The sequence below is a fragment of the Catenuloplanes japonicus genome (assembly GCF_000717135.1).
Lineage (GTDB): Bacteria > Actinomycetota > Actinomycetes > Mycobacteriales > Micromonosporaceae > Catenuloplanes > Catenuloplanes japonicus.
Genome location: NZ_JNXY01000081.1, coordinates 1 through 1,214, shown reverse-complemented (window position 1 = coordinate 1,214; position 1,214 = coordinate 1). Strand labels below are relative to the sequence as shown.

Sequence of the window (1,214 nt, the reverse complement as noted above, 5' to 3'; positions counted from 1 at the left end):
GCGGAACCGGCTCCGATCGGCGGGCCGAAGCGGAGCGATGCTCCTATGTTTGTCCAGGGGTGTTTTCAAGATCTTTTGGTGGCATGAGGAGGTGGTAGATGTCGCGGGCTATGTAGCGTTTCAAGCATCGAAGGATCTCGGGTTTGCTGAGACCGTCTTTGGTGCGTTTCTCCACGTAGGCGCGGGTTCTCGGGTCGCGGCCCATCCGGGTGATCGCGATCCACCAGAGCGCGTTGTTCGCGTCACGGTCCCCGCCGCGGTTGAGGCGGTGGCGGTGGGTGCGCCCGGACGAGGCGGGCAGTGGCGCGGCGCCGCAGAGCATCGCGAACGCGGCCTCGCTGCGCAGCCGGCCGGGATTGCCCCCGGCGGTGATCAGCAGTTGCGCGGCGACGTCCGGCCCGACACCGTACGCGGCGATCAGCCGCGGGTTGATCGCGGTGACCAACGGCGTGATCAGTTCGTCCAAGTCCTTGATCTCCGCGGTCAGGTGCTGATGCCGGAGGGCGAGACTCCGCAACGCGATCATGACCGCCGCATCCGGATCGCCGCACCGGTCACGATCCGTATCCGCTGCCGCGCAAGCCCTGACCAGGGCAGGAACGCCCAACCCGCGCAGTTTCCCCCGCACGGGCTCGGCAGCGGTAACGATCAACGCCTTCATCTGCCGCTGCACATCCGCACGGAACGTGACCGCACTACGCCGGGCAACACGCAGATTCCGTAACGCCTCGACCCGCCCGTCCCGCTCCTTCGGCGTCCCGGCCCGCCGGCCCGCCAGCGCCGTCCTCGCCGCCGCCTCCGCATCAACCGGATCACTCTTACCCTGACCACGGCGGGTCCTGCGGTCCGGCCGGTCGACCTCGACCAGCGCGACACCCTCACCACGCAGATACCGGGTCAGGCCCGCACCATAAGCGCCGGTGCCCTCGACACCGATCAGCACCACACTCCCCCACGCCCGCAACCACCCCAGCAGCAGCACATACCCGACCGGTGTCGCCTCGAACTGCGCATGCCCGAGCATCCGCCCCGCCCCGTCGACCGCCGCGACCGTATGCGTGTCACGATGCGTATCCACACCCCCCGTCACCTCGACAACCGTGACCACCACACCTGACTGTGACATCGTTGAACCGTCCATCCCTCTGTCCACTCACACCGGGCACACAGGGCAGACACGCACCAGCCGGGCACGGCAGGACAAGACAGTAAAG

Annotated in this window: 1 protein-coding gene; it reads right to left on the bottom strand. The window is 67.8% G+C overall.

What is annotated here, in order from left to right; all coding sequences use genetic code 11:
- Positions 1–43: 43 nt before the first annotated feature.
- A complete protein-coding gene (locus OP04_RS48060; protein ID WP_232324035.1) occupies positions 44–1,108 on the bottom strand; it encodes an IS110 family RNA-guided transposase in 1,065 nt (354 codons plus the stop codon).
- Between the last annotated feature and the right edge of the window lie 106 nt (positions 1,109–1,214).